Origin of the sequence: Butyrivibrio sp. XPD2002 (assembly GCF_000423945.1) — a bacterium.
GTDB lineage: Bacteria > Bacillota > Clostridia > Lachnospirales > Lachnospiraceae > Butyrivibrio.
The window spans coordinates 117,548-141,263 of record NZ_AUIY01000018.1 but is presented as its reverse complement, the minus strand read 5'-3'; the positions used below and the strand labels follow the sequence as shown (position 1 = coordinate 141,263).

22 protein-coding genes, 6 tRNA genes and 1 rRNA gene are annotated in these 23,716 nt (G+C 41.9%); 27 read left to right on the top strand and 2 right to left on the bottom strand.

Going from position 1 to position 23,716, the window contains the following annotated elements:
* From G587_RS0110805 to aat, 18 genes are all read left to right on the top strand, one after another.
* Positions 1-275 (top strand): 23S ribosomal RNA (locus G587_RS0110805); the annotation flags it as partial.
* Between the two features lie 73 nt (positions 276-348).
* A tRNA-Asp gene (locus G587_RS0110800) sits at positions 349-422 on the top strand.
* 28 nt (positions 423-450) lie between these two features.
* Positions 451-523 (top strand) — tRNA-Val (locus G587_RS0110795).
* A gap of 10 nt (positions 524-533) precedes the next feature.
* Positions 534-606, top strand: a tRNA-Thr gene (locus G587_RS0110790).
* Between the two features lie 9 nt (positions 607-615).
* Positions 616-697, top strand: a tRNA-Tyr gene (locus G587_RS0110785).
* Positions 698-710: 13 nt separating this feature from the next.
* A tRNA-Met gene (locus tag G587_RS0110780) sits at positions 711-784 on the top strand.
* A gap of 9 nt (positions 785-793) precedes the next feature.
* A tRNA-Phe gene (locus G587_RS0110775) sits at positions 794-866 on the top strand.
* Positions 867-1,074: 208 nt separating this feature from the next.
* Positions 1,075-3,066 carry an oxidoreductase gene (locus G587_RS0110770; protein ID WP_026492248.1) on the top strand — a complete coding sequence of 664 codons (1,992 nt, stop codon included), beginning with the start codon at positions 1,075-1,077 and terminating at the stop codon, positions 3,064-3,066.
* A gap of 81 nt (positions 3,067-3,147) precedes the next feature.
* The gene (locus G587_RS0110765) at positions 3,148-4,014 is read left to right on the top strand and encodes a LysR family transcriptional regulator (RefSeq protein WP_026492247.1); all 867 of its coding nucleotides are present in this window, start codon (positions 3,148-3,150) and stop codon (positions 4,012-4,014) included.
* A 51-nt stretch (positions 4,015-4,065) separates the two neighbouring features.
* On the top strand, positions 4,066-4,254 hold the full coding sequence (locus G587_RS0110760) for a hypothetical protein (RefSeq protein ID WP_026492246.1): 189 nt from the start codon (positions 4,066-4,068) through the stop codon (positions 4,252-4,254).
* A gap of 25 nt (positions 4,255-4,279) precedes the next feature.
* Positions 4,280-5,362 (top strand): radical SAM/SPASM domain-containing protein, encoded by a 1,083-nt coding sequence (locus G587_RS0110755; protein WP_035786372.1) that lies wholly within the window; start codon positions 4,280-4,282, stop codon positions 5,360-5,362.
* Between the two features lie 40 nt (positions 5,363-5,402).
* Complete coding sequence (locus tag G587_RS0110750; RefSeq protein ID WP_051200964.1) at positions 5,403-6,620, top strand: AI-2E family transporter; 1,218 nt, start codon at positions 5,403-5,405, stop codon at positions 6,618-6,620.
* 234 nt (positions 6,621-6,854) lie between these two features.
* A complete protein-coding gene (locus tag G587_RS0110745) occupies positions 6,855-7,223 on the top strand; it encodes a hypothetical protein (RefSeq protein WP_026492243.1) in 369 nt (122 codons plus the stop codon).
* Between the two features lie 176 nt (positions 7,224-7,399).
* A complete protein-coding gene (locus G587_RS25480) occupies positions 7,400-10,276 on the top strand; it encodes a transglutaminase domain-containing protein (protein WP_026492242.1) in 2,877 nt (958 codons plus the stop codon).
* Positions 10,277-10,458: 182 nt separating this feature from the next.
* Positions 10,459-11,388, top strand: a complete 930-nt coding sequence (locus tag G587_RS22370; RefSeq protein WP_051200963.1) for a glycoside hydrolase family 43 protein — start codon at positions 10,459-10,461, stop codon at positions 11,386-11,388.
* 15 nt (positions 11,389-11,403) lie between these two features.
* Entirely contained in the window at positions 11,404-11,694 is a 291-nt protein-coding gene (locus tag G587_RS0110730) for a hypothetical protein (protein ID WP_026492241.1), read from the top strand.
* A gap of 18 nt (positions 11,695-11,712) precedes the next feature.
* Positions 11,713-11,970 carry a GIY-YIG nuclease family protein gene (locus tag G587_RS0110725; RefSeq protein WP_026492240.1) on the top strand — a complete coding sequence of 86 codons (258 nt, stop codon included), beginning with the start codon at positions 11,713-11,715 and terminating at the stop codon, positions 11,968-11,970.
* Positions 11,971-12,277: 307 nt separating this feature from the next.
* Entirely contained in the window at positions 12,278-12,931 is a 654-nt protein-coding gene (aat, locus tag G587_RS0110720; protein WP_026492239.1) for a leucyl/phenylalanyl-tRNA--protein transferase, read from the top strand.
* 15 nt (positions 12,932-12,946) lie between these two features.
* On the opposite strand, the gene G587_RS0110715 is transcribed toward aat, so the two are convergent.
* Positions 12,947-13,141 carry a (2Fe-2S)-binding protein gene (locus G587_RS0110715; RefSeq protein WP_026492238.1) on the bottom strand — a complete coding sequence of 65 codons (195 nt, stop codon included), beginning with the start codon at positions 13,139-13,141 and terminating at the stop codon, positions 12,947-12,949.
* 657 nt (positions 13,142-13,798) lie between these two features.
* On the opposite strand from G587_RS0110715, the gene G587_RS0110705 reads away from it, so the two are divergent.
* From G587_RS0110705 to G587_RS22360, 7 genes are all read left to right on the top strand, one after another.
* Entirely contained in the window at positions 13,799-14,839 is a 1,041-nt protein-coding gene (locus G587_RS0110705) for a hypothetical protein (protein ID WP_026492236.1), read from the top strand.
* A 192-nt stretch (positions 14,840-15,031) separates the two neighbouring features.
* Positions 15,032-15,883 (top strand): hypothetical protein, encoded by an 852-nt coding sequence (locus G587_RS0110700; RefSeq protein ID WP_026492235.1) that lies wholly within the window; start codon positions 15,032-15,034, stop codon positions 15,881-15,883.
* Positions 15,884-16,056: 173 nt separating this feature from the next.
* Positions 16,057-17,448 (top strand): GGDEF domain-containing protein, encoded by a 1,392-nt coding sequence (locus G587_RS0110695; protein WP_026492234.1) that lies wholly within the window; start codon positions 16,057-16,059, stop codon positions 17,446-17,448.
* A gap of 31 nt (positions 17,449-17,479) precedes the next feature.
* Positions 17,480-18,115, top strand: coding sequence for a YunG family protein (locus tag G587_RS22365; RefSeq protein WP_196812563.1), 636 nt, complete (start codon positions 17,480-17,482; stop codon positions 18,113-18,115).
* Between the two features lie 48 nt (positions 18,116-18,163).
* The gene (locus G587_RS0110685; RefSeq protein WP_051200962.1) at positions 18,164-19,066 is read left to right on the top strand and encodes a fructosamine kinase family protein; all 903 of its coding nucleotides are present in this window, start codon (positions 18,164-18,166) and stop codon (positions 19,064-19,066) included.
* A 316-nt stretch (positions 19,067-19,382) separates the two neighbouring features.
* A complete protein-coding gene (locus G587_RS25475; protein WP_155829502.1) occupies positions 19,383-19,544 on the top strand; it encodes a hypothetical protein in 162 nt (53 codons plus the stop codon).
* Positions 19,507-19,911, top strand: coding sequence for a GNAT family N-acetyltransferase (locus G587_RS22360; RefSeq protein ID WP_242830071.1), 405 nt, complete (start codon positions 19,507-19,509; stop codon positions 19,909-19,911). Before G587_RS25475 ends, G587_RS22360 begins: the two co-directional genes overlap by 38 nt.
* A 17-nt stretch (positions 19,912-19,928) precedes the next feature.
* Here the strand turns inward: G587_RS22360 and G587_RS0110670 are convergent, their stop codons facing one another.
* Positions 19,929-20,810, bottom strand: a complete 882-nt coding sequence (locus G587_RS0110670) for a LysR family transcriptional regulator (RefSeq protein WP_026492232.1) — start codon at positions 20,808-20,810, stop codon at positions 19,929-19,931.
* A 200-nt stretch (positions 20,811-21,010) separates the two neighbouring features.
* Here G587_RS0110670 and G587_RS0110665 point away from each other — a divergent pair, with 200 nt between their 5' ends.
* Both G587_RS0110665 and G587_RS0110660 read left to right on the top strand, forming a co-directional pair.
* Positions 21,011-22,390, top strand: coding sequence for an MATE family efflux transporter (locus G587_RS0110665; RefSeq protein ID WP_026492231.1), 1,380 nt, complete (start codon positions 21,011-21,013; stop codon positions 22,388-22,390).
* Between the two features lie 71 nt (positions 22,391-22,461).
* Positions 22,462-23,601 (top strand): aldo/keto reductase, encoded by a 1,140-nt coding sequence (locus G587_RS0110660; protein WP_026492230.1) that lies wholly within the window; start codon positions 22,462-22,464, stop codon positions 23,599-23,601.
* The last annotated feature ends 115 nt before the right edge of the window (positions 23,602-23,716 follow it).

Sequence of the window (23,716 nt, the reverse complement as noted above, 5' to 3'; positions counted from 1 at the left end):
GGCGTAGGATATCTGAGAGGAGCTGTCCTTAGTACGAGAGGACCGGGATGGACGGACCGCTGGTGTATCAGCTGCATCGCCAGATGCATAAGGCTGGGTAGCCAAGTCCGGAAGGGATAAACGCTGAAGGCATCTAAGCGTGAAGCCCCCCTCAAGATGAGATATCCCTGCTTCGGCAGTAAGACCCCTTAGAGACTATGAGGTAGATAGGCACAAGGTGTAAGCATGGTAACATGTTCAGCTGATGTGTACTAATAGGTCGAGGGCTTGTCCAAAAAGGATATAGAACAAAAGATTTAACGGATCAAGATGAAATTCAGTGTTCGGTTTTGAAGGTACAGAGTATTTGGCCCGGTGGCTCAGCTGGTTAGAGCGCCGCCCTGTCACGGCGGAGGTCAGGGGTTCGAACCCCCTTCGGGTCGTTCATAATCTAATATTTGTTTAAAACATGGGGTCTTAGCTCAGCTGGGAGAGCATCTGCCTTACAAGCAGAGGGTCATAGGTTCGAGCCCTATAGGCCCCATTTTTAATAAGCCGATGTGGCTCAATTGGCAGAGCAGCTGATTTGTAATCAGCAGGTTAACGGTTCGAGTCCGCTCATCGGCTCTTTTATATGGATGGCTTCCCGAGTGGCCAAAGGGGACAGACTGTAAATCTGCTGCAAATTGCTTCGGTGGTTCGAATCCACCGCCATCCATTCAACTAAATAACGCGGGGTGGAGCAGTCTGGAAGCTCGTCGGGCTCATAACCCGAAGGTCATAGGTTCAAATCCTGTCCCCGCTACTCAAGTATGCCTAGATAGCTCAGTTGGTAGAGCAGAGGACTGAAAATCCTCGTGTCCTTGGTTCGATTCCGAGTCTAGGCATCTTTTTTTATTAATTTTTCTAGTGATAATCTTCAAATTTACCCAGAAACTTTAAATATGATGGTTATTTCTGTTCATCAAATAAATGTTGAGGCACGGAAACTATTTGTTGATGGAGAAGCTTTCGCCTACACAGTTAAAATATAGGAAGAATAATGACTTGTTGATAGAGTTGTTCGAAAACTATATTCAGAGGTAGGAGAAAACTATGAAATATCCAAAACTTTTTGAACCCCTTAAGATTGGCAATCTTGAGATTAAGAACCGCTATGCTATGGCGCCTATGGGACCTCTTGGTCTTGGTGACTGCGAAGGCGGATGGAATGACCGTGGAATCGAGTACTACACCAGAAGAGCTAAGGGTGGTATCGGTCTTATCATCACAGGTGTTACTTTTTCTGATACAGAGGTTGAGAAGCCTTCTTTCCCCAACACACCTAACAGCACATATAATCCGGTACAGTTCGTAAGAACAAGCCGTGAGATGACAGAGCGTGTACATGCTTACGGGGCAAAGATTTTCCTTCAGATGAGTGGTGGATTTGGCCGTGTAACAATTCCCACAAACCTTGGAGAATTTCCGCCTGTTTCAGCATCACCCATTCCTCACAGATGGCTCGATAAGACCTGTAGACCTCTTACGAAGGAAGAAATCCACGGAATCGTAGAAAGCTTCGGAAAAGGCGCATATAACGCTAAAAGAGCCGGATTTGACGGTGTTGAGATCCACGCTGTTCATGAGGGCTATCTTATAGATCAGTTTGCAATTTCATTCTTCAATCAGCGTACTGATGAGTACGGCGGATCACTTGAGAACAGACTTCGTTTTGCTAAGGAAATCCGTGAAGAAATAGCTAAGACCTGTGGCTGGGATTTCCCTGTTGCCATGAGATTTTCACTTAAGAGCATGGTTAAGGACTTCAGAGAAGGTGCACTTCCCGGAGAAGAATTCGAAGAAAAAGGCCGTGATATCGAAGAAGGTATCGAAGCAGCAAAGCTTCTTGAGAAGTTCGGCTACAACGCTCTTGACGTAGATGCAGGAACATACGATGCATGGTGGTGGAATCATCCCCCGATGTACATGGAGAAGGCTCCTTACAAGGAATTTGCCAAGATTACAAAGGATAACGTAAATATCCCTGTTATCATGGCTGGACGTGTTGACAATCCCGATACAGCTACAGAGTGTATCGAGAATGATATATGCGATATGATCTCTCTGGGTCGTCCTACACTTGCAGATCCTGATATCGTTAACAAGATCCGCAGAGGACTTCTTAAACAGGTTCGTCCCTGCATTAGCTGCCAGGAAGGCTGCATGGGACGTATTCAGACATATTCACTTATCAACTGTGCAGTTAACCCTCAGTGTGGTAAGGAGAAGCTTAACGCTTATAATCCTATCGTTAAGAAAAAGAAGGTGCTTATCGTAGGTGGTGGTGTTGCAGGCTGCGAAGCTGCAAGAGTACTGGCTGAGAGAGGCCATGAGCCTGTTGTATACGAAGCATCAAGCCAGCTTGGAGGTAACCTTATTCCCGGTGGTGCTCCTAAATTCAAGGAGGACGACATCGCTCTTGCTCAGTGGTACACAGATGAGCTTGAAAGACTTGGCGTTGAAGTACATCTTTCAACAAAAGCAACAGATAAGGAAATCCTTGATGCTCAGTTTGATTCAGTAATCCTTGCGACCGGTTCAAGACCCAAGATGTTCTCCCTTGGCGATGATGAGAAGGTTTACTCAGCAGAGCAGGTACTTCTTAAGCAGAAGGATCCCGGCAAGGAAGTTGTAGTTGTAGGTGGCGGTCTTGTAGGCTGTGAGCTTGCGCTTGATCTTGCACAGAATGGCAAGAAGGTTACAATCGTTGAGGCTCTTGATAAGCTTATGGCTGTAAACGGACCTATCTGCTCCGCTAATAAGGAGATGCTTGAGAGACTTATTCCTTTCAACGGAATTGATGTTGTAACAAGTGCTAAGGTAACTGCTTTTGAGAACGGTGTTCTTAAGGCTGAGGCTGACGGACAGACAAAGGAAATCAAGGCAGACAGCGTGGTTCTCTGCGTAGGATACGCAAGCGAAAACACACTTTACAACGAGTACAAGAATGACGTTGATGAGATATATCTGCTAGGTGATGCAAGACAGGTTTCTAACATCATGTATGCAATCTGGGATGCATTTGAAGTAGCAAATAACATCTGATTTTCATAAAGAATGATATTCACAGTCCCTGTAAGACAATATAGATTTGCCTTACAGGGATTGTTGTTTTATCATTTTTCTATGAATACAAAAAACTTTAAGTGTTTTCAAATCGTATATGAAGAGAAAAATATAACATCTGCAGCCAATAAGCTGTTTCTGTCACCGCAGGGACTAAGCAAGATTATCAAGTCCCTGGAGGAGGAATGCGGAACAGCGCTGTTTGTGCGCACTAAGGAAGGCCTGATACCCACTGAGAGTGGTAAGATTTTTTATGAAAAATCCAAGGAAGTCACTAAGAATCTGAATGAAATGTTTAGTTCGATTCAGGCTGAGGGCAGTAAGGATAAGCGTTTCAAGATCGGATTTTCACTTGGTACCATGCGTGTCTTAGACATTGCAAATATAAGAAAATTCATGGAAAACTGCCCGGAGATCGCAGGAAGCTGGCGTGAACAGGTAAATGCTGATGTACGGCATCAGGTTGCAAATGGTGACATAGATTTTGGAATCGTGGTTGGAATGCCTAAAAATATGGGATTAAAGGCCGTGCGCTTAAATTCCCTCGAGGTTGTCCTTTACGTATACAAAGGCCATAGGCTGTGGGATGCAGAGGAGGTTACCCTTTTAGAGATAAAGGATGAACGGATAATTTCCATGAATGAAAATTACCATATTTACAGGGATTTTCTGAATGCGTGCCATATGGAGGAATTCAATCCAACTATTGTGGCCAAGGTCGGAGAGGGAGAGTCCATCTACTGTCTTGTTAAAAACAAGGTGGGAATAGGGATTGCTCCGTGTTTTCTCAGGGAAGACAGCCATGTGAAGGCTATTAAAATAAAGGATGCTTACACCTGGGATATTTACGGGATTTATCGTGAGGATTCACCGGATATTGTTTTGGCAGAAAAACTTATCAAGGAAATATGCCCTAAATTGAAATAGTTGGTTAGGAATGTTATCATTATTTCGATAAATAAGATTGAGGAGGCTGCAATGAAAAAATCATTAAAGAAGGCACTGATCGTAGGTTCAGTTTTTGCTGCAGCGATGAATTTCAATGCATGTGGCTATGGCCCGCCGGAGGGTATGTCAAAGGTCAATGATGCGCAGAAAATAAGCAGCCAGAGCGAAGATGAGGTTATCGTGGCTGAGGTAAATATAGAAGGCGAAGCTTCTAAATAAATTACGCAGAAAGACTGAATTTGTTATGCATACAGAAAACCTGAATGATATCGAAAAAAAGAAAATCAGGGATTTGAGAGAATTACATAATTATCGACAGGAATTAAGGAAGAGCCCGCAGCTGCGAAGGCTCTTCTTTGAGTTAACCCTGAGATGCAATGAAAATTGCGTACACTGCGGAAGCAGGTGCGGTGAGGTGAAGTCGCCTGAGCTTTCAAAAGAGGATTATTTTGAACTTTTAAGACAGATAAAGCGGGATTTTGCTCAGCTTCCGATGCTCTGCATTACGGGCGGAGAGCCGCTTCTCAGAACAGATTTCTTTGAAATAATGGAGTATGCGAAGGATCTGGGTTTTTCCTGGGGAATGACAAGTAACGGCACTCTGATAGATCGTGATACCGCAGAACACCTGAAAAAAGCGGGAATGAAGACGGTTTCAATAAGCATTGACGGTACAGAAAAAATTCATGATGAATTCAGAAGAACAAAAGGCGGATTTAAACGGGCAATAGAGGGAATAGAGAACCTTATAGCTGCCGGTTTTGATCATGTACAGGTCACGACAGTTGTATCTAAGAAAAATGTAGATATACTCGATGATATTTTCGGGATTCTCCTTACCATGGATATTGATTCATGGAGATTACTGGGGATGGAGCCTATAGGAAGAGCCCTGGAGCATGAAGATCTGGCGCTGACGATGGATGAGCATAAAAAGCTACTTAGATATATCAAGGATAAAAGAGAGCAGGAATATCCTGTGCTTTATGGGTGCTCGCATTATCTTGGACTGAAATTCGAGAGGGAAGTAAGAGACTGGTATTTCCTTTGCAATGCGGGGCTTTATACCGCAAGTATAGCCTGTAATGGAGACATAATGGGATGCCTTGATATAGAGAGAAGACCCGAAACAATCCAGGGAAATATCTACAAAGATAACTTTAAGGATGTGTGGCTGAACAGGTTCAAAATTTTCAGAGAACCACTTGCCAGTAAGAATGAGAAGTGCATGGCCTGTGAGGATAGAGATTTCTGTGAAGGCGGCGCCTATCACAGCTGGGATTATGACCTGAATTGCCCGAAGGTGTGCTTTAATAGTATTATATAAATATCCTTTGTTTTGATTGGACAGGAGGAATAATAACATTATGAGAGAATTCTTAAAAAAATCATTTAAGGTGGCAATGCCCCTGTTTTTAGGGCTTGGATTATCTATTATCTTTTTCTTCTTGATTTTCAGATTCGATGGATTTAGCGGAGGGCTAAGTACGATCGCGTCTATCTTAAAGCCATTTATATACGGCGGAGTTATCGCTTATCTTTTAAAAACACCTTACAACTGGATAGCAGCGAAGCTGGAGAAGCTGTTTAAGGGCAAGAAAACCGGCATGGTTAAGGCTCTGGCACTTATTTTGGTGCTATTTGCAGTTGTATTGGCTATATATCTGTTACTTACAATGATCATTCCTGCATTGGTAGACAGCTTGATGTCCATAGCGCAGGCAATTCCCGGGGTTGTGACAAGTCTTGATCAGACTGTAGAACAACTTACCGCGGACTATCCGGAGATTGGCGGATATATTGAAAAAGGCCTGAGTACTGTGAAAACAAGCGGACCTGAATGGATTAAAAACAGCATTCTTCCGGGGCTTACAGACGCCTTAGGTGGCGCTCTGGGTGTCTTTGGATCATTTGTTGGAGTACTTTATAACCTTCTCATAGGCGTAATTATCTGTATTTATATTCTGCTTGATAAGGAAACCTTTGCACGTCAGGCAAAGATGATTGTTTATTCACTGTTTCCGCGTGATATAGCTGAGAAGATTGTGGACGAATTCGTATTTATAGATAAAACCTTTGTTGGATTCTTTGGTGGAAAGGTGCTTGATAGCGCGATAGTCGGACTTATCTGCTATGTATTCTGCCTGATCTTACAGCTGACAATGGGCATGCATAATGCGGTGCTGATCGCGGTAGTCGTTGGAGTTACCAATATCATACCGTTTTTCGGGCCGTATATAGGTGCAATTCCATCAGCACTCATTATTCTTATGGATTCGCCCATTTGCTGTCTGTTCTTTGTTATTTTTGTAGTTCTTTTGCAGCTCTTTGATGGAAACGTCCTTGGACCAAAGCTTCTGTCTGAGAGCGTGGGACTTACAGGCTTCTGGGTACTGTTTTCAATTACATTGTTCGGTGGGCTCTTCGGAATTGTGGGAATTATCGCAGGAGTACCGGTATTTGCAGTTATTTACGACCTGATTCGCAGATGGGTTTACACGATGCTTGAAAAAAATAAGATTTCTGAATTTCTGCCTAAGGCACCGGTAGAGGAAAAGCCTGAAGAAGCTAAAGACGAAAAATAATAGTGACGGTTCTGAGCTTAAAGGAGTAGGTAATGAAAAAAATCCTGGGTCGAATTCTTCTTGTTGTTCCGGCTATTGCACTGCAGTTCTTATAGAAAAACTGTGTATTTGTGGGCAACATAAATTAGTATATCAAAATTTTATTGATTTATAATAATTTGTGCAAAATGGATGTTGTATCATAGGTTATATGGAACTTATGGTTATTTGCATCAAATAAGGAGGTATTCCACAATGAAGATTACCGGTTTTTGCCCACTGATCGTAACAAAGGATCCTGATTCAGTTGTAGCTTTGTTTGAGGCTCTTGGATTTGAGAGAAAGCATACAAAAGAAGATATCGAAGGTGGAGCAAATATCAATTATAGCATGAAGGATGCTAACGGAAACCGCATCAATATTGCAAGCTCCCAGACCATGGAACGCGATATGACAAGCATGAGCGTGAATGTTGATAATTTCCAGGAAGCTTATGATTTCCTTATTTCAAAGGGCTTTGTAAATCCTCGTGGGGATAAGGTTACAGACACAAGCTCTTCAAGAGCTACAATGCTGATCGCGCCCTCCGGATTCCCGATTACAATTACTGAGCATATTAAGTAAGAGGGTGTACACCTGGATAAAATGGGATATTTGGCCTGATAGATGGAGACATCTATCAGGTTTTTTTAAATCTTGTGCAACATTTTTGGGGAAATAATTGTATTATAAGTGAAGGCGCTTTTAAGGAATGAAAAAATGAATTAAAAGAAATTGCAAAGATACAATTAGGAGGGACTATGAAAAAGGAATTTTCATCGATTTTAGCAGTTCTGCTGAGCGCTAGTCTGGTAGCAGGATGCGGTAGTACAGGATTTGGAACTAAATCGACAAAGGATGGTGGAGACACACAGGCGTCTATAAACGGCACGGATTTTTCCGGAATGCTGGCAAATGGTAATAAGAGTGGTACAGCAGATGATCAGAGCAGTGCTGATACTTCCGATAATCAGAGCGGCGCTGCTGCAACAGGTACTCAGAGCGGTACGCAGAATATTACAGCAAGCCCGACCGGTACAAAGGATGTTCTTGCAAACATTAGAAACAAGTATGCATCTGCAACAACAAACAGTAAAAATGATTTTAATGAGCCTATTTATAATGTACCAAGTAATTATGTATTCACCTTTGATTGCAACGAAAACGCATTAAGTTCAGTATATTACGATGCTTTTGGTGTTTATACTACAATCGATTTTGAAAATCCGGATAAGTACATTCATAACTGTGCTGATATCTCTCTTGAAAATGGTCAGATCATAGTAGAGCCCGGTTCCGTAGATATGTTCTACGATATCCCTGAGAGCACTCTTACTGCAGATACAAATACTTATGATTCCTGGAAGGTAGAGAGTGATGGAACCTGGGGAAGTCTCAGTAAGCTTTATCTGGTGCAGAAATATGATCTTCAGACAGGTGAAGAGCTGGCAAGACCCATTATTACACCCTTCACAGTTCAGCATGATATTGTTTCAACAACAGTAAAGCAGAAAATTGATGCCAACAACAATTATTATCTTGAATGGTCTCCTGTAACAGGTGCTTCAAGCTATCTTATCTATCAGATTGATGATGATTTCTTCAATCTTGTAGGAAAAACAGCAGATACCAGCATAGCAGCTGATAACCTGATGGGACAGCTTGATACAGATAAGTGGAGCGAGATTGTAAATCAGGAGCTTCAGGAAAATGGCTATGATACTACAACTTCCGAGAAGATGTATATGAATTCTGATCTTCATGATTTCCAGAATTCCAAGTTTGCAGTAGTAGCAGTAAAGAACGGACAGACCTCAGGTATCAGTAACATCGTTGATTCAAACGAACTTGCTGACCTTTTACCTTATAAGATAGCTTCTAATAACATAGAGGTCACTATCAATAATATTACTGACATGCCTACTTACGTTACCATGACTACGGTAAACGATAAGACAATGCAGATGCTGATTGATTATCACGGCTGTTATGCAAAATACGAGGATGAGAGTTCAACAACATTTTATCTGTATCCCAAGGTTTATCATACAGATTTATCACCCTTCAGAATTACTATACATGGCATGAAGTATAGCGATTTTAAGGAGCAGGCACCTGCAATTGGTGTGAGACAGGATAATATCACCGCAACACTTCCTACTGAGAAGACAGATGCGGAGGTAAACGTATCCAACGTACCTGATCCCGAAAAAGAGACCGGATATACAGAGCAGATAGAGAGACAGAAGAACCCTTCACAGGATCCTTATACAACTCAGGAAGAGCCTGATGTCCAGGAGAATCCTGATAATCAGGAGGAGCCTACAGGTCAGGATGGACCGGGAGCGCAGGAAGGACCTGGTGCTCAGGAGGAGCCCACAGAGCCTACAACTCCTGAGGAACCTGCAACCCAGGAGCCCACAGAGCCCACAACTCCCGAGGAACCTGCAACCCAGGAGCCCACAGAGCCTACAACTCCTGAGGAACCTGCAACACAGGAGCCCACAGAGCCCACAACTCCAGAGGAGCCTGCAACCCAGGAGCCTGTAGAGCCCACAACACCTCCCAGTGATACAACTGGCAGTGCTAACCAGTCTGGCTCCAATGAACTCCTTGCAGAGGTTGCAGGTGTAGTAAGTCAGAATCTGACTTTGATTGAGCAGCAGAGTGGTGTTTCAATAGACAGCATTGTATTTGCAGAGTCACCCTTAGAGGAGTGGATCGCAAGCTGCCTTATTGCAAGAAGTGAGTACATTCCTGTACCTGTAAGCGAGTTCCCTGAGGGAGCAGATGTAGAGGGTACAGCACTTAAACTCCTTTCTATGTACAGACAGAATCCCACAAGTGGTGTGGTTAGTGATATTCAGTATTCTTACGATTATCAGACATACATCGTTACTTATGCAGATGATTCAACTGACAGACTAAACAAGACAGTAGAGGAGCTTAAAAAGGCTCAGGAAGTAGCCGGCTCTGTAGCTGGTGGCTTATCAAGCGAATATGATAAGGTAGTTGCATTAAACGACTATTTCTGTACAAATGCATCCTATGATGAAAGTTCAATGGCTACTGATGTTGATCCCAGTTCTCTTACACAGTCCTTCATAGATGCGCACACACCTTATGGTATCCTGTGCAATAACTATGGTGTATGTGAGAGTTATTCAGAGGCTATGGCACTTTCAGGAAGACTTGCAGGTCTTAACGTAATCATTGAAACAGGAGATCTTTACGGTGCTGGCGGTCACGAGTGGAACAGAGTAAGCATTGATGGCAACTGGTGTATTCTTGATATTACTAATAATGACAGCGAATTAGTTCCTAACGGTCTTTGCAATATCACAGACAGCATGGCAACTGAGCTTCTTATATCCGATAATTCAGCATATACATTCAATGCAGCAGCTACTACAGATGCGTATGAATACTATCACATGAATAATAACTATGCTGAATCCGTTGCAGACTTAACTGATAAGTTAAGAGAGCAGTTAAACGGTAATACAGTTGCACATGTTCGTGGCGGTGAAGGCATTACCGAGGACGACGTTGTTGCAGCAGTACAGCAGTTGTACAGTGAAGGATATCCTATAGCTGACGCATATTTCGTATATAACATTGCTGTTATTACTGAGTAAAAATAATTATTGAAAAGCTATTCGAAAAGAGTTGGTTCATTAAGGACCAACTCTTTTTTTGACAGGAATATGGAATTGATAGCAGAAGTGTTTTTAAATATAATCTTTTTAGCACCTAATGAACGGTGCTCTTTGGAAACATGTTGTGAATTACAAGTTAAAAATGATTGGAGAAAACAGCAATGGAACAACAGACAACTTTTCATAAAAATCCTATAATAGAGAACATATATACCGCAGATCCTGCGCCTATGGTATACGGGGACAGGCTCTATCTCTACACTACTCATGATGAGGACGAGTTGATAAACGATTTCTACACAATGAAGGACTGGAGATGCTTCTCTACCACAGATATGGTAAATTGGGAGGATCATGGCGTGATTTTCTCACTTGATGATATAAGCTGGGCTGATGACAGAGCCTGGGCACCTCAGGCGGTAGAGAGAAATGGCAAGTTTTACCTTTATTGTCCTGTACATAAGAAGGATGGCGGTATGGCGATTGCTGTTGGCGTATCTGACAGACCTGAAGGACCGTTCAAGGATCTGGGATATCCTTTGGTGGATGAAGGGGACTGGAATGACATAGATCCCACAGTTTTCATCGATGACGACGGACAGGCGTATCTGTACTTCGGAAATCCTGAGCTCAGATATGTTCTTCTCAATGAGGACATGATCTCTTATGATAAGGAAGTGGGCGTTGTGAAAATCCCCATGACAGAGGAGGCTTTTGCGAAGGGAAGTCATGACACCGGAACTTCTTATGGCGAGGGACCGTGGTTTTATAAGAGAAATGATTTATACTATATGGTATATGCGGCTTTTGGCGTAGGAAAAAGGGATGAGCATCTTGCTTATTCAACATCAGTTTCACCTACAGGACCCTGGAAATACGGTGGTGTTCTCATGACGGAGGAAGGGGGAGTATTTACCAACCACCCTGGAATCGCCGATTTTAAGGGACATTCATATCTCTTTTATCATACAGGGGATCTTCCGGGAGGAAGTCTTTTCCACAGGAGTGTATGTGTGGCCGAGTTTTCGTATAATGATGATGGAACGATAAATACCATTCCCAAATGTGAAGGGGTAGAGGCAATACAGTAAACGAGGAATTAGTTAATGAAACCAAAATCCAAGATGAGCAGGATGCTCTATGAGATGCTTTTGAATGAAGGCTATGAGGAGCGATTCTGCGATCTTATAACACAGAATCTCAATACGGATTTTACTGCAACCAGGATGATTGGCTATCTGTCCCATTATTCTCACCCGCCGCAGGGAGAGATCGTGGATGAGATGCTGAGCATCCTAAGTGACAGGAATCGTATTATAGAAAAGAAAACAGCCGAAGGGTACAATGCCAAGTGGAATCAGATGATGCAGGAAGGGCTGTTTGATGGAGATGAGTAGGATAGCGGGATTATTTTCATGAATTACACGTATTTAGTGGAATGTGCAGATGGCACGCTGTATTGCGGATGGACTAACAATATTGAGAAGCGTATTGCTGACCATAACGCAGGAAAAGGCGCGAAGTATACAAAGCCAAGGCTGCCGGTGAAGCTTGTTTATTTTGAGGAATTTGAGACCAAGGAAGAGGCTATGAGCCGGGAGTGGCATATAAAAAAGCTTTCCAGGAAAAAGAAGATGGAATTGGTAAATTCCATGGAAAAGGAAAGCTTATAAGTAATATTTTTGGTATTTAAGCGTTTTTTTCTTCCCCGTTTTAATGGCAAATTATAGACGGAATTTTCGCAAAGCCTGCCGTTTTTAAAGGAAAAGAGTCATATTACAATTTTCCTATTAATGAAAGGAAGCTGGCGCCTTGTCACGGGAGTCGCCAGCTTTTTGTGTTGAAGAAAAGTTTTTTATTCTTATGAGGGGGTAAGAGAGGGGGTACTCTCTTAATGATTTAAGGATACAAGCAAAATCGTAAAAGAAAGTGACTGTTTTGTGTAGAATTTGTGAAATGTCATTTGTGATAAAATAAGATATGTCTATTTATAAACTTGATGAAAACAAAATAATTTTTCCTGATCCTAAGCTGGCAGATGAGGACGGACTTCTGGCGGTTGGTGGGGATCTCTCCCTTGAGCGGCTGGTACTCGCATATAGCAATGGGATTTTTCCGTGGTATAGCGAGGATGATCCCATATTGTGGTGGGCACCGAAAACGAGGTTCATCATAAAGCCTGAGAATATTCATGTGTCTCATTCGATGAGGAAGTTTTTCAGAAAGCATGAGATTTTCATTCGGATCAATAGGGATTTTGCAGATACCATGCACAGATGCAGGGTCGGCCGCGAGGAAGGCGAAGGGACCTGGATTAACGATGACATGGAGGCGGCGTATAAACGGCTGGCAGATAACGGCTTAGCGCTAAGCGTTGAAGCCTTTGTGGACGGCGAGCTGGCCGGCGGCCTGTATGGAGTTAGCCTTGGCAGATGCTTCTTTGGAGAGAGTATGTTTTCACTTAAGGAAAATGGCTCCAAAACCGCACTGATACTGTTTTCCAGGCTGTTACAGGACAATGGATATGTCATGATTGACTGTCAGTTTGAGACTGAGCACCTAAAGAGCATGGGCGGTGTTTCTATCAGCTTTGAGGAGTATAGAGCGTTGTTGGATGAGGGACTGAAGACGTGATATGTCCTGACAGTGTTATTCGTAATCTTCAGGAAACATCTGGATATCTCTTATCATGGTGGTTATGAAATCACGGCATTTTCCACAGCCTGTGCTGCAACCGGTCTTTTCCTGTACCTTATCGAAGGCGTCGGCGCCGTCCTTAACGGCATCAAGGATCATGCCATAGTTAACATTTTTACAGCTGCAGGCTATTTTTTCACGCTTCATGTAAGATCCTCCTCATAAGATTTATATGATTTGTCATTACTTCTATAATATCAATTTTTCTCGTGTACTAATTATATGTTATTCCATATTAATTGGCGAGGCCAGACAACACTGAAAGTTAATCTTTCAGCACCGCCTGGCCTCTTAAATATTTGAAGTCTGCGTAATTCCTCTTCCTGTACGCTTATTTTAGCCTGTGGAAGATACATATTCCTATCAGCAAATGTGACAAAAAACAGCTGTTGTTGAAAGTTAAATCCAAAACATTACATATATTTTGAAATTACCACCATGAACAACCGCAGTTCATGCACTTATAGCTTGGCTCGTGTCGATTTTTAAAAAGTCCATGAACGACATGATCAATGACTTTGATATCCCCGCTCCTACATTCAGGGCATATATCATGTTGATTCCAAAGTGCTGCAAGTTCAATACTATTGTTATTTTCCTGTTCTATTTTATTGGCTTCCATCATCTTTATCACCACCTTCTATAATCATAATATTTTAGTGAGAGAGAACTTTCAATCTAATGAAGGTTTCTTTAGAATTTGCTATACTATCTACATCGATCATTTGGGAGACTTTATTTTACATGAGATATACAGTAAGAAACTATTTTACTTAAAGGCACATCTAAAGTTATGAGGTGGATATGATGAAAAAGATTTTTTCTTATTTAGCGATAACTACAAGCATTATGATTGCTGGTTGTGGAGCACAGAACGCCACATCTTGGCCTGTACAGGAGACAACAAACTCTTCCGAAAATACTGAAGCTAATGAGGCCGTTTCTGAGAGCTCTGCAGAACAAATATCTGAAGAAGCTTCGGATACAGTGGAAGACACTGCGCCGGAAGCAGAAGAAGTTACAGAAATAACAGAGGAGCAGCTTAAGGAAATTCTTTCCAAAGATGCTGGTGTAAACGAAGAGCAAATTCAGTTTTTCACTATGGATGATTATGACAATGATGGTGAAAATGAGGCATTTGCAATAATCGGTGAAAAAACGGATTATGACATTTATGAAGGCGGTGTTGTAGAAGGACCCACCTGGTTTGTAAACAGTGATGGAGCCAAAAAGCTTGTCGAGGGTGACGGAATGGGATTTGAGTGTGAGGCTCAGATTCTGGATTTTAATGGAAAAAAATACATTGTTTTGCAGGAGGCTTACGCAACTGGTGAGCTATCCTTTGTGTATGAAGTAAAAGGCAAGGAAGTTTCAGAAGCGCCATTTTCAGCTATAGGAACAGTCAAGGAGCAGGATGATGAAGCGTCTTTCAGAATAGTCGACAGTAGCTATGACGCGGAATATGATCCTGAGATAGATGCGACTCTTGGTCATACATGGAAGAGTTATTACTTTTTCTATGATCCAAAGACGGAAAGCGTAAAGGAATATGGCGGACTTGAGATTTCCAAAGAAAAAGCAGCTGAATTAGCGGGACGTGATATTGTAGATGAATGCCTAAGTGCAGATGATGAATTAGAAAACATTTACTATCGCGGCAACGGAATAATAAACGTTAATTATTCCAGAAAAACTGAAGATGGCTACATTTCCTATCTCCATCGGAACTATAACGTGGAAAAGGGATGCTATTTAGACGATTATTTTGAAGAAAGTGATGAAGAACAGATCGGAACCTACAGGGCTGCGTTATGTGAGGATATAGCTGAATATCCCGCAGAATAACTGGCTTTGCGATACATTTTTGCCAACAGAAAAATAGCCCCATGATAAGAAAATAAAAATTTTTAAAAAATTTTTTATTCTTTGCAACATTTTTCCCTCGTCGTTTGTATATAAGGTAAAGGCGCTTTTAAAACAAATAAAAAAATAAAAAACAATAAAACAAACGAATGAAGAAAGAAGAGGGAAAAAGGTATGAGAAGAATGTCTAAAAAGGTTATGGGTGTTGTATGTATGGCAATGGCAATTTTTAGTATGACAACATGTGATGTTAAGGTTTCAGCAGCAGGTTTTTACTATCCGACTTCACAGCCGCAGAAGGTAGAGTCTGATACAAATACAACTACTAAGGATAACACAACTACTCAGGGAAAGACTTTTATCACTAAGGAAAAGACAACTACAAGCAGCAGTTCATATCTCACATCAGAGCAGCAGTCAGTACTGAACAAGCTGGATACAGATTATTCAAAGGTTAGATGGGATGTACAGTATTCTCCTAAGGGAATGGACGGAATCATTATTTCCGTATCTTCTTATATGGAAGGAAAATATCCTTATCTTTTAGTAGCTTTTACAAATATCTACAACCAGGATGTTACAGTTTCAGCAGAAGGATATGCTAAGGGAAAGAGCGGACAGGAAGTAGGAGATATCTTTATCTATGAGGAAGCAATAAGACCCGGCAACACAGTTACAAAGGCAATATATTGTGACAGCACACCTACCGGAGAGATTCACTGGGATACCATCGAAACTCCTAAGGTATATGGAACCAGTACATATTGGGAAGGCGATTGGACATTCACAACAGATGCTGATGGATACTACAAGCTTGACTACTCTCTTAAGGCAGATGATTACATGACTCCCGGATATGTAACAGCACTTCTTCTCGATGCAAACGGTTACATTGTTGATGTAGCATACGATTACAACATCGATAAGGGATATTCCGGATATGGTTCTATCGACTTCTACACCAAGGAGTTCAATAGCAAAGTCGTTGATGTTGCTATGTTTGCAAATCCTTTAAAAGAGAAATAATATAAAAGCAATTAAGTACGGGCTGCCGCAATTAAGCGGCAGTCCTTTTTTCATGCCCTTAAATATTTGATAGAATATGAATGGATAACATATTGAAGTATAATAGAAGTTGTTATAGAACAAACAATAACGTAATAGAGCTTGGATAAGCATTGTGAAAAGGACGAAATAATATGGATTATCAGTCTTGGATTGAGGGTATAGATGGCCTGGCCAGTCTGTATTCCTTCGATATTCTGCCAGACGGAAGCTTTAGTGAGCTTCGTCTGATGGCAGTAAATAAGCAGAATGAGATCATGCTTCATATGAGGCCCGATGCACCGGAGTTTTATCCGGGAATTCCATACCGAAATTATTGGATGGACCTGAATTTCGAGAATTTTGCATATAAATGTGCCAGTACCTCCAGCCCTCTGTATTCATACGTTAATGCCAGAGGACGCTGGTTAAAGGGATTTTATCTGCCTATATCGAATATATGGGATGAGGATTGTCTGTCTGAAGCACCTGAGGGAAGCAGAAGAGTCTTTTGCCTGTATGTGATCTCCTTTTCAGATGAGGTGGAGACCGATTCCTTGGCGGATCGATCTCCGGAAATTGCCAATGCTGTGCTGAATATAGGTATTAAACTTCATGAGACACAGGATTTTTATCAGTCCATGGCCGATGCTTCTGCGCAGATCAGGGAATGCTGCGGCGCAGAGAAAAGCGCAATTTATACGGTAGATATGGATAGGCAGGAGTGCTCTTTTATCGACGAGACCGGTACACGAAACGAATTCATGGAAGTGTTTGGTAATTCGATGGGACGCACTCCGTTTGAGGTTGCGATGGCCTGGGAAAAGGATCTGGCGCAGTCTGACTGCCTGCTGATGGATGATCTACGTGTTATTGAGGAACGTGATCCTGAATGGTATAAATCTCTGTGCACATATGAGATTAAAAATATCATTCTCTATGCTATTCGCTACGGACAGACGCTGGTAGGCTTCATTTGGGCTGCAAACTATGATGTGTCGCGGACGGATCGTATAAAGGAGACGCTGGAGCTCTCTACATTTTTGCTTGCTGCGGTTATCAAAAATCATCACCTTATGTCTACACTGGAATTCAAGAGCACTGTGGATCCATTGACACAGGCCGGTAATCGCAATGCGATGGATGAGTATATAAGTGGTCTTGCTCAGAGAAAAGAAGGCATGCCGGAGTCTATTGCAGTTATATTTGCAGATTTGAACGGACTTAAGAAGGTCAATGACGAAGAGGGACATGATGCAGGAGATAAGCTGCTGATGAGAGCTGCTTCGCTTCTTAAGCTTGTCTTTGGAGATAATCCGATTTATCGCATTGGCGGAGATGAATTTGTGATACTTTGCCCTGATGTTACTGAGGAAAAGATGAACGAGCAGGTGTCACAGCTAAAAGGAATGGCAGACAATACTTCCGATGTAAGCTTTGCCGTAGGAAGCGTGCACTGCCAGGGTACATACGATTTGAATGTAGCGATCCAGGCTGCAGATGAGCGGATGTATCAGGACAAGAAGGCTTATTACGAGAGAGGCTGATTAATGAAAAAAGATAGGAATGGAGAAATAAATGGCTGGAGATTTAAAAAGAGTTTATAAGTTTTACGGATGGGAGGATGCAGGCAAGGTATCGCCCGAAGCAGAAGGTTATGAGAGAATACAAGACCTTCTGGGTATGTATGATTTAATGACTGAGATATGGTCTAAGGAAACATGCGCACCGAGGATGAGAGATGAATGGACACCTGAAAACAGAACGCTTGGACAGTGCTCCATTACTGCGTTTCTTATTCAGGATATATTTGGCGGCGGAGTTTATGGCACTGAGCTAGAGGATGGCAACTACCACTGCTACAACGTTATTGACGGGATGACATTTGATCTTACAAGTGAGCAATTCGGGGATGAGGTTCTTAACTATGAGAATAACCCTATGCAGCTTCGTGAGGTTCATTTTGAAAAAGAAGAAAAGCACGAAAGATATTTGTATATAAAGGCTGAGCTTGATAGAAAGCTTAAAAAATTATCCATGCTGGATCTTATCGATAAGGCTGCAAAAGGCAGCATAGATGCGGCTGCAGAGCTTGCAGAAGCCTATCTTACCGGCAAGTACGGAGATAAAAATCCCGCTAAGGCTAAGAAGTGGGCAAGCTATGCTACAAAGCGCGGAAGTAAGCTGGCAGAAGAGGTTCTGGCCAAGCTGTAAGTCTGGAAGAACCACATTTTTGGATTAGACAGAATGGGAATATGACGTATGAATTGTGGGGATGGGGTAGTGTACAAATCGCTTAACGAAGCAATTTCCATGACATTTGGGAGCACAGTCACAATAGAGAACAGGCAGGTTGTTCATGGCGGCGATGCTAATGACGCATATGCACTTATGCTTTCAGATGGAAAAAGAGCTTTTCTCAAGGAAAACACTGCTTCAAATGCAGATTTTTTCAGGGCTGAAGCAGAGGGCGTAGCAGCTATTGGAGATACGAATACTCTCAGAGTGCCAACGATCCATGCTTATGGCACCGATGGAAACAGGGCATTTCTGCTGATGGAGTACATAGAACGGAAAGGTCCCTGCAAGGATTTCTGGGATAAGCTGGGATGTGGCCTTGCCATGATGCACAAGGCAGATACCTCTAAGTACGTGAACGACGGTAAGTATGGGTTTAAGAGTAATAATTACATCGGTGCCGGAAAGCAGAAAAATACGCAAAAGCAAAGCTGGATAGAATTCTTTTCCGAGTGCAGGCTAAGACCGCAGTTTAAGCTTGCGGAAGCATACTTTGATATGGATGTGATAAAGGCTGCGGATAGGCTCATGGACCACCTTGACAGGTTTTTATTCGAACCGGAATTCCCATCACTGCTTCATGGTGATCTGTGGGCGGGAAATTTTATGTCGGATGAAAATGGAGAGCCCATGCTCATAGATCCTGCGGTATATGTGGGCTGTTTTGAGGCAGATATCGCAATGACAGAGCTTTTCAGCGGTTTTGGCAAGAGATTTTATGCTGCATATTTTGATTGCATGGGAAAAGTGCAGGGATATGAAGATAGAAGAGATTTGTACAATCTTTACCACCTTTTAAATCACCTGAATCTGTTTGGCATAGCATATCTTCCTGCAGTAGTAAGGACTATCAGAGATTATATATAAGTAGACGTATTAAGGGCATCTCGATTGAGATGCCCCTTGTTAAATTACTTATTGATAGCTTTTGTGAGCTTTTTTCTGGCGCTGCTCTTTACGCCTTTAATCTTGATGGTGGCGCCTTTTTTTACTACGGAGCTTCATCACTACAATATGACAACTTTTATAGAAAATAGCATCCCATTCCTGCCATGGACGATAGTTATATATCTGGGATGCTATTTGTTTTGGATAATCAATTATGTCCTTGGATGTCTACAGGATTTAAGGGAGACCAGTCGCTTTTTATATGCGGACATAATAGCAAAGGTTATCAGTTGTTATGGCAATTCTTGTTTTTGTTTCAACACTGACAACCAAGCAGCATGTTATAGTCGATGTAGTGGCAGGTATGCTGCTGGCAGAGTTTGGTTATATGATTTCAGGTATTATCACGGGAGAAGAAAATGAGCAAAGTAACGTTGGCATCCCTGAAGCAAGATGATAGGGAGCAGTTTATAAAAGACAATCAGGAAGCATTTAATTACGGTGCATTGGAAGAATTTGGGTTAAGAGACGATCATTTTGAAGAGGATGATCAGATCATCTCCCGTGAGACAATAGAAAGATCGATAGATGAAGGGGAAGCGTATCGAATTATGTTCGACGATAAGCCGGTTGGAGGTGTAGTTATTAAGGTGTATGGCGTTAAGGGGGATTTGGATCTTCTTTTCGTATTTCCGAAGGCTCACAGTAAAGGAATCGGTTATGCCGCTTTGCGCGCCAACAAATTATTTCATTCGATACTCCGATGGGGTGCAGCCATAACGCCTGTATGCTCTCGGGGAGCAGCCATATTTGTTGGGAATTGAACTGTTCTGTGCCATTTTTATATGTCTGTTTTGCCGATAATCAGCTGATGTATCTCGTCTAGGAAAATGTTAACTGCCGGTGACTGTACTTCATATTTTTTCCATATAAGATTACCGTGGACTTCCATGAGTGGATCCAAGGGAACAAATGTGAGGGGGCTATCACCGGTTGTGTTTATGAGATTGTCAAAACATATGGCATATCCCAGTTCATTCTCAACAAGAAGAGAAGCGTTATATATTAGATTGTAGGTGGCTACAATACGAAGCTTTGATAGGAGCCGGTCATTTTTAAAATGTCTCTGCGTGCCTCTTGATACGATAATCGGTTCATCTTTAAGATCATTAAACCGGATGGATTTTTTAGAGGCAAAAGGACTATCTTTACGCATAAGAATGCCGTAAGTGTCTGCCATGGGAAGAGTTATGCTGTCATAACGTGTTTCGTCTACATCTGAGAAAACTATCGCAAAGTCTAGAATTCCATTTGCTATTTCATCCATCAGGTCGATGGTATCTCCACTCTTTATATTAATTGTAATTCCGGGATAGTTTTCAGATAACCGGGAGGCAGCTTTTGATATGAAACTGAATACTCTGGATTCTCCTGCACCTATACGAATTGTTCCCGTTATCTGGCCTCTGGTCTGAGATATTTCCTCTTCTGTGCGTTGAATCAGACCGACTATCTCCTCAGCACGTTTTCTTAAAACCATTCCTTCTTCAGTGAGCGTGATCTTTCTGTTTCCCCTTATGAAAAGAGTGGCGCCTAGCTCTTCCTCAAGTTCCTTCATCTGTCTCGACAAAGAGGGCTGTGCTACGTGAAGAGCTTCTGAGGCTGCTGAAATATTACCTTCACGAACTACTGCCAGGAAATACTGCATTATTCTTAAATCCATGTTTTCTCTCCTAAAAATTAAATACACATTGTTATCCACATTGTGACCATCGCTCCGGAGGGTTCGTTTTTGCTATTCATATTTATTATACCATACTATTCAATATAAGTATTTGATTATAGATATATTCTGAATGATAATGGGAACAGGAAGACAACAGACAGCAAAAAACGCTGATTCCATACAGAAGGGAGTGCACTATGGCTAAAGAAATATCATCCAAAGAAAACATCATGGGAACAGAGAAGATAAACAAGCTTGTGATCACTACCGGAATCCCGCTGATGTTCAGTCTTCTTATCAACTCTCTTTATAACCTTGTGGATTCGGTCTTTGTATCAAGAATCTCAGAAGATGCCCTGACAGCACTTTCTCTTGCCGGACCGGTACAGCTGATCGTTTCATCTCTTGGTCTTGGAAATGCGGTAGGACTAAACGCAGTAATATCTAAAGCATTGGGAGAGAAGCGTCCCGACAAGGTTAAGAATGCAGCAAATGCAGCCATCTTTATAGCAGTATGCTGCTGGATAATAAATGTGATCATCTGTCTTTTGTTTGTCCGTCTATACTATGACTGGCAGGCTGGTGGCAATGAGACTATTGCCAGATATGGAAGACAGTATCTGACCATCTGCATGATCTTTTCTTTTGGACAGATGGGGCAGTGGGTGTTTGACCGTTTTGTAATAGCCAGTGGAAAATCAAGCCTCTTTATATTTACACTGTCAGCAGCTTCTATCACCAACCTGATACTCGATCCAATTTTCATATTCGGAATGTTTGGGCTTCCAAGGCTTGAGACAACAGGAGCTGCGATAGCTACTGTTATAGGACAGTGCGTGGGATTACTTGCCGGTATTGTCATAAATAAGAGATGGAACAAAGAAATACCATTCTCATTCACCTTTAGCCCTGATATGGAAAGTGTTAAAAATATCCTTAAGGTCGGAATACCTTCAACTGTTGTCCAGGTACTGACTTCTTTTGTAAACATAGGAATGAATTCAATCCTTCTTTCATTCTCATCCACAGCTGTTGCAGTATACGGAGTCTGTGCCCGTATGCAGAATGTCGTTACGGTTGGAGTTCATGGAATTGATAATGGGCTTATTCCTATAGTTGCATATAATTATGGCGCAGGAAAAAGATCACGCATCAGTGATTCGGTAAAATGGGCAGTTATTTATGGAGTCGCACTGTTCATAGTATTTTTCATGATACTTGAGCTTCTCCCGATGCAGATGCTAAGCCTGTTTGATGCTTCTGAGCATATGATGAAAATCGGAGTTCCTGCCATCAGGATTCTGGCTACTGCTTATTTAATTTCCATACCCAGCCTTGTTCTGGCAGCTGCTCTCCAGGGGCTTTCTCAGGGAACAAGAAGCATGTATATAACAATGCTCCGTCAGGCTATGCTCCCCCTCGCATTCGCTTTTGTGCTAAGCAGAACAAAACAGATCAGCCTTGTCTGGACAGCATTTATTATGGCTGAATTACTTGTTATACCGGTAGCGCTGGCACTGTGGAAGAAGAGCTTCAATGAATCAGGAATAAAAGAACCTGGCCTTGGCAATGTGTAAAAGATTATGTCAGACAGTTCATTGTGATAAAGTAATTAGTAAGGAAATATAAGGTAAGTAGGAGGTATCTTATGGACTTTAAACCGACAAAAAAACTTGGTTTTGGAATGATGCGCATGCCGCTTATTGATAAAACCAATGATGCAGATGTTGATGTGGAGCAGGTTTCAAAAATGGTGGACATGTTCCTTGAGAGAGGCTTTACCTATTTTGATACCGCCTGGATGTATAACGGGTTTAACAGTGAGAATGTCGTAAAAAAGGCACTTGTAGAAAGACATTCAAGGGAAAGCTTTACTCTGGCTACAAAGCTTCATGCCGGATTCATAAATACTAAAGAGGATCGTGACAAGATATTTAATGAACAGCTTCAAAAGACCGGAGCAGGATATTTTGACTATTATCTTATACATGGTATTGAAGCGGGAATGATCCGGAAATATGAAGATCTTGACTGCTTTGGATGGCTTCTGGATAAAAAGAAAGAAGGTATGGTACGTCATGCAGGTTTCTCGTTCCATGATACGCCTGAGCTTCTTGATGAAATACTTACTAACCATCCTGAGATGGAATTTGTTCAGCTTCAGATAAATTATCTTGACTGGGAGAGTGAATGGGTTCAGTCAAGAGCCTGCTATGAAGTGGCAGTAAAGCATGGAAAACCTGTCATTGTAATGAAACCGGTAAAGGGCGGTACACTTGCAAATCTCCCTGAAGATGCCAAAAAGCTGTTTAAGGATTGTGATCCTGAAATGTCCATTCCAAGCTGGGCTGTAAGATTTGCAGCCAGCCTTGAGAATGTCATGGTAGTACTGTCAGGAATGAGCAGCCTCGAGCAGATGGATAACAATACATCTTATATGAAGGAGTTCAAGCCGCTGTCTGATGATGAGAAGGATATGTGTTTTAAGGCCGCAGAGATCATTAACAATCAAATTGCGATACCCTGCACAGCATGCTCCTACTGCACAGAGGGATGCCCTATGAAGATAGCTATTCCTAAGTATTTTTCTCTTTATAATGAAAATATGAGAGAAGACATGGCAAAGAAGGGATGGACTATAAACTTTACCAATTATGGAAATCTGGTTAACAGTGGTTTTGGAAAAGCCAGTGACTGTATCGCCTGTGGTCAGTGTGAGGGAGTATGCCCTCAGCATTTGCCGATAATCGAGAACCTGAAGAAGGTTGCAGCTCATTTTGAAAATTAAGTCATATCGTAGGCTATCTCTGAATATAAATAGTATTTATGGCGTAGACGATACTGGTCTACGTCATTTTTTTAGTTAAGTGTGCGGCTTCAAAGGATTTCAAAAGTTTCAAAAG

Bases quoted from the DNA above. Each gene is read 5' to 3' on its own strand.
- G587_RS0110665 (WP_026492231.1), top strand. From the start codon at position 21,011: ATGGCTAAAGAAATATCATCCAAAGAAAACATCATGGGAACAGAGAAG.
- G587_RS0110770 (WP_026492248.1), top strand. From the start codon at position 1,075: ATGAAATATCCAAAACTTTTTGAACCCCTTAAGATTGGCAATCTTGAG.
- aat (WP_026492239.1), top strand. From the start codon at position 12,278: ATGTCTATTTATAAACTTGATGAAAACAAAATAATTTTTCCTGATCCT.
- G587_RS0110760 (WP_026492246.1), top strand. From the start codon at position 4,066: ATGAAAAAATCATTAAAGAAGGCACTGATCGTAGGTTCAGTTTTTGCT.
- G587_RS0110755 (WP_035786372.1), top strand. From the start codon at position 4,280: ATGCATACAGAAAACCTGAATGATATCGAAAAAAAGAAAATCAGGGAT.
- G587_RS0110730 (WP_026492241.1), top strand. From the start codon at position 11,404: ATGAAACCAAAATCCAAGATGAGCAGGATGCTCTATGAGATGCTTTTG.
- G587_RS0110765 (WP_026492247.1), top strand. From the start codon at position 3,148: ATGAATACAAAAAACTTTAAGTGTTTTCAAATCGTATATGAAGAGAAA.
- G587_RS0110745 (WP_026492243.1), top strand. From the start codon at position 6,855: ATGAAGATTACCGGTTTTTGCCCACTGATCGTAACAAAGGATCCTGAT.
- G587_RS0110670 (WP_026492232.1), bottom strand. From the start codon at position 20,810: ATGGATTTAAGAATAATGCAGTATTTCCTGGCAGTAGTTCGTGAAGGT.
- G587_RS25475 (WP_155829502.1), top strand. From the start codon at position 19,383: ATGGCAATTCTTGTTTTTGTTTCAACACTGACAACCAAGCAGCATGTT.
- G587_RS0110750 (WP_051200964.1), top strand. From the start codon at position 5,403: ATGAGAGAATTCTTAAAAAAATCATTTAAGGTGGCAATGCCCCTGTTT.
- G587_RS0110685 (WP_051200962.1), top strand. From the start codon at position 18,164: ATGAATTGTGGGGATGGGGTAGTGTACAAATCGCTTAACGAAGCAATT.
- G587_RS22360 (WP_242830071.1), top strand. From the start codon at position 19,507: ATGAGCAAAGTAACGTTGGCATCCCTGAAGCAAGATGATAGGGAGCAG.
- G587_RS0110700 (WP_026492235.1), top strand. From the start codon at position 15,032: ATGAGAAGAATGTCTAAAAAGGTTATGGGTGTTGTATGTATGGCAATG.
- G587_RS0110705 (WP_026492236.1), top strand. From the start codon at position 13,799: ATGATGAAAAAGATTTTTTCTTATTTAGCGATAACTACAAGCATTATG.
- G587_RS22365 (WP_196812563.1), top strand. From the start codon at position 17,480: ATGGCTGGAGATTTAAAAAGAGTTTATAAGTTTTACGGATGGGAGGAT.
- G587_RS22370 (WP_051200963.1), top strand. From the start codon at position 10,459: ATGGAACAACAGACAACTTTTCATAAAAATCCTATAATAGAGAACATA.
- G587_RS0110715 (WP_026492238.1), bottom strand. From the start codon at position 13,141: ATGAAGCGTGAAAAAATAGCCTGCAGCTGTAAAAATGTTAACTATGGC.
- G587_RS0110660 (WP_026492230.1), top strand. From the start codon at position 22,462: ATGGACTTTAAACCGACAAAAAAACTTGGTTTTGGAATGATGCGCATG.
- G587_RS0110725 (WP_026492240.1), top strand. From the start codon at position 11,713: ATGAATTACACGTATTTAGTGGAATGTGCAGATGGCACGCTGTATTGC.
- G587_RS0110695 (WP_026492234.1), top strand. From the start codon at position 16,057: ATGGATTATCAGTCTTGGATTGAGGGTATAGATGGCCTGGCCAGTCTG.
- G587_RS25480 (WP_026492242.1), top strand. From the start codon at position 7,400: ATGAAAAAGGAATTTTCATCGATTTTAGCAGTTCTGCTGAGCGCTAGT.